General features: G+C 65.3%; 4 protein-coding genes. All 4 read left to right on the top strand.

What is annotated here, in order from left to right:
* The first annotated feature begins 6 nt into the window (after positions 1-6).
* Complete coding sequence (pstA, locus tag ACE3TU_RS20320) at positions 7-1,275, top strand: phosphate ABC transporter permease PstA (protein WP_374627557.1); 1,269 nt, start codon at positions 7-9, stop codon at positions 1,273-1,275.
* Positions 1,276-1,376: 101 nt separating this feature from the next.
* Positions 1,377-2,123, top strand: coding sequence for a phosphate ABC transporter ATP-binding protein PstB (pstB, locus tag ACE3TU_RS20315; RefSeq protein WP_374627555.1), 747 nt, complete (start codon positions 1,377-1,379; stop codon positions 2,121-2,123).
* A gap of 14 nt (positions 2,124-2,137) precedes the next feature.
* A complete protein-coding gene (phoU, locus tag ACE3TU_RS20310; protein WP_374627553.1) occupies positions 2,138-2,833 on the top strand; it encodes a phosphate signaling complex protein PhoU in 696 nt (231 codons plus the stop codon).
* 9 nt (positions 2,834-2,842) lie between these two features.
* The gene (gene phoB, locus ACE3TU_RS20305; RefSeq protein ID WP_374627551.1) at positions 2,843-3,544 is read left to right on the top strand and encodes a phosphate regulon transcriptional regulator PhoB; all 702 of its coding nucleotides are present in this window, start codon (positions 2,843-2,845) and stop codon (positions 3,542-3,544) included.
* The last annotated feature ends 70 nt before the right edge of the window (positions 3,545-3,614 follow it).

The following is a 3,614-nucleotide window of genomic DNA, read 5'->3' as shown; positions in this document are numbered from 1 at the left end:
GTCGCCATGGCCGACCAGCAGGGGATTCGCAGCCAGACGGCCGCCGACCTGCGACGGCGTCGCTACGCGGCCGATGCACGGCTGCGCCTCTACGGCATCGTCGCCATTCTCAGTGCCGTCGGGCTGCTCGGGGTATTGCTCGTCACCCTGATCATCGGCGGCGCCCAGGCCTTCGTCCAGACGCACGCCCGGGTCGATTTCCCGATCTCGGCCGAGCACATCAATGCCGACGACCTGTCCAAGAGCAACTGGCGCGCGATCGTTTCCGATGGCGCCAAGTTACTTTGGCCCGAGCTCACCGGTCCCAAGCTGCGCGATGCCGCCAAGCTGATGACCAACAACACGCAGTTCTTCGTGCGCGACGCCGTGGTCCGGGATCCGTCCGTCATCGGCAAGACCGTCACGCTTGAGGTGCCGCTTTCCGATCCGTTCGACCAGCTCAACAAGGGCGTGATCGATCGGGCCACGCCGGAGGAGAATCGCCGCGTCACCGACGAGGAGATCGCCTGGTTCGATGCGCTGGTGACACAGGGTCGCGTCAGCACGCCGTTCAACTGGGGACTGATCTTCAATGCCGATAGCCGCTTCCCCGAACTCGCCGGTCTTGCCGGGGCGATCACCGGTACGTTCTATGCCATCCTCGTCTCTTTCATCATCAGCTTCCCGGTGGGCGTGGCCGCAGCCGTATACCTTGAGGAGTTCGCGCCCAAGAACCGCTGGACCGACGTGATCGAGGTCAACATCAACAACCTCGCCGCCGTGCCATCGATCGTATTCGGCCTGCTCGGCCTCGCGGTATTCATCCAGGTGTTCGGGTTGCCGCGCTCGGCGCCCCTGGTCGGGGGCCTCGTGCTGGCGCTCATCACGCTGCCCACGATCATCATCGTTACCCGCAATGCCCTGAAGGCGGTGCCTCCCTCGATCCGGGAGGCGGCCTTCGGCATGGGCGCATCGCGCCACCAGGTGATCATGCACCATGTCCTGCCGTTGGCGCTGCCCGGCATCATGACCGGCACCATCATCGGCCTTGCGCACGCATTGGGCGAGACGGCACCGCTCCTGCTGATCGGCATGAACGCCTTTATCACCAGCCCGCCCGGCGGAGTGCTCGAGGCGTCTACCGCGTTGCCCACGCAGATCTACATCTGGGCCGACAGTCCGGAACGCGGCTTTGTTTCGCGTACCTCGGCCGGCATCCTGGTCCTGCTGGCCTTCCTGCTGATCATGAACGGTATCGCCATATTCCTTCGTCAACGACTGCAGCGCCGCTGGTAGTCCGACCTGCCGCCCACGCGTAAGGAGCGTCGAAAATGCAAGAAACCGCAGCCAACCCCACCCTGGCACAGACGGCCTCCGCTGCGAGCGGTGGCGCCGCCATGCGGGGCGAGAAGGTCAGCGTGTTCTACGGGGACAAGCAGGCCTTGTTCGACGTCGATCTCGAGATCGCGCGGCGCCAGGTTACCTCGCTCATCGGACCGTCCGGCTGTGGCAAGTCGACTTTCCTGCGCTGCCTCAACCGGATGAACGACACCATCGACATCTGCCGGGTCACGGGCAACATCACGCTCGACGGCCAGGATATCTACGACAGGGGCATCGACGTGGTCGAGCTGCGGGCCCGCGTCGGGATGGTGTTCCAGAAGCCCAATCCCTTTCCCAAGTCGATCTACGAAAACGTCGCCTACGGCCCGCGCATCCACGGGCTGGCCCGCAGCAAGGTCGAGATGGACGAAATCGTCCATTCCTCGCTGCGCCGCGCCGGTCTGTGGAACGAAGTGAAGGACCGCCTGAACGAGCCCGGCACCGGCCTCTCGGGCGGTCAGCAGCAGCGCCTCTGCATCGCCCGAGCCATTGCTACCCGGCCCGAGGTGCTGCTGATGGACGAGCCCTGCTCGGCGCTCGATCCCATCGCCACGGCGGTGATCGAGGAACTGATCGACGAGCTGCGCGAGAACTTCACCATCGTCATCGTCACCCACTCCATGCAGCAGGCGGCGCGCGTCAGCCAGAAGACGGCCTTCTTCCACCTCGGCAAGCTGATCGAGGAAGGCAAGACCGAGGACATCTTCACCAACCCCAAGAACAAGCAGACGCAGGACTACATCACCGGCCGTATCGGCTGACGAGGATCACACCCATGTCCACGCTCAAAGAGCATATCGTCTCGTCCTACGAAGACGAACTGACCAATCTCAGCAAGTCCATCTCGGAGATGGGCGGCCTGGTCGAGCAGGCGATCATAGAATCCGCCTCCGCCTTGCTGCGGCTCGACCACCAGCGCGCCCAGGACATTCGCGAGTTCGACAAGCGCATCGACGAGATGCAGCAGCACATCAACGATGCCGCGGTGTCCATAATCGCGCGCCGCCAACCCATGGCCGCCGACCTGCGAATGGTGGTCACCGCGATCCAGGTCGCCAACGACCTCGAGCGCACCGGCGACATGGCCAAGCAACTGGCCAAGCGTGCATTGCAGATCGAGACGCTCGGCCTCGCGCCCAAGTTCTACAATGGCGTCAAGCACATGACCGAGCTGGTGGCGCGCCAGCTGAAGATGGCGCTCGACGCCTACCTCGCCCGCGACAGCAAGGCGGCCGTCGAGGTCTGCAATCGCGACGACGAAGTCGATGCGCTCCACACCTCGCTGTTCCGCGAGCTACTCACCTACATGATGGAAGACCCGCGCAACATCACCCAGTGCACGCATCTGCTGTTCTGCGCCAAGAGCCTCGAGCGTGTCGGCGACCACGCCACCAACATCGCCGAGGCTGCCTACTACCTCGAGACGGGGCTGCACCTGGCTGCCGAAGCCCAGCAGCGCTCGCCGCGCTAGGAGCACGCCATGAGCGCCTCCATCCTGATCGTCGAAGACGAGGACGATGTCGCCCTGCTGCTGCGCTACAACCTCGAGGCCGAGGGATTCCGCGTGGTCACGGCCGCATCCGGTGACGAGGCCGTGGAGCGCATCCGCGACGGTGTCCCCGACCTGATCCTGCTCGACTGGATGCTTCCCGGCCTCTCCGGCATCGAGCTGTGCCGTCGCTGGCGGGCCCGTGAGGAGACGGCGCGCACGCCGATCATCATGATCACCGCGCGCGGCGAGGAGGAGGAGCGGGTGCGCGGCCTCGCGACCGGTGCGGACGACTATGTGGTGAAGCCCTTCTCGATCCCGGAACTGCTGGCCCGCATCAACGCGCTGCTCCGCCGCTCCAGCCCGCAGCTGGTGACCGCCGTGCTCAAGGCCGGCGACCTGGAGCTGGATCGCACCAGCCACCGCGTCCGGCGCGGGGGACGCGAGGTCCATCTCGGGCCGACCGAGTACCGGTTGCTCGAGTACCTGATGCGCCATCCCGGCCGCGTCTACTCGCGCGAACAGCTCCTCGACGGCGTCTGGGGCAACGATGTCTATGTCGACGAGCGCACCGTCGACGTGCATGTCGGCCGCCTGCGCAAGGCGATCAACCGCCACCGCGATGCCGATCCGATCCGCACCGTGCGTGGCGCCGGCTATGCCTTCGACGAGCGCTTCTCCGTGCCCGGCTGATCGGCCGGGCTTGCCTCGCCTCGCGACGTTTGTTCATCTGCGAACAAACGGAGGATTCGATGAAGCGCGC

It is taken from the genome of Devosia sp. (genome assembly GCF_041917035.1).
Lineage (GTDB): Bacteria > Pseudomonadota > Alphaproteobacteria > Rhizobiales > Devosiaceae > Devosia_A.
The sequence above is the reverse complement of the archived record's forward strand: the minus strand, read 5'-3'. Positions and strand labels throughout refer to the sequence as shown.

Coding starts and splice junctions, on each gene's coding strand:
- pstA (WP_374627557.1), top strand. CDS start 7: ATGGCCGACCAGCAGGGGATTCGCAGCCAGACGGCCGCCGACCTGCGA.
- pstB (WP_374627555.1), top strand. CDS start 1,377: ATGCGGGGCGAGAAGGTCAGCGTGTTCTACGGGGACAAGCAGGCCTTG.
- phoU (WP_374627553.1), top strand. CDS start 2,138: ATGTCCACGCTCAAAGAGCATATCGTCTCGTCCTACGAAGACGAACTG.
- phoB (WP_374627551.1), top strand. CDS start 2,843: ATGAGCGCCTCCATCCTGATCGTCGAAGACGAGGACGATGTCGCCCTG.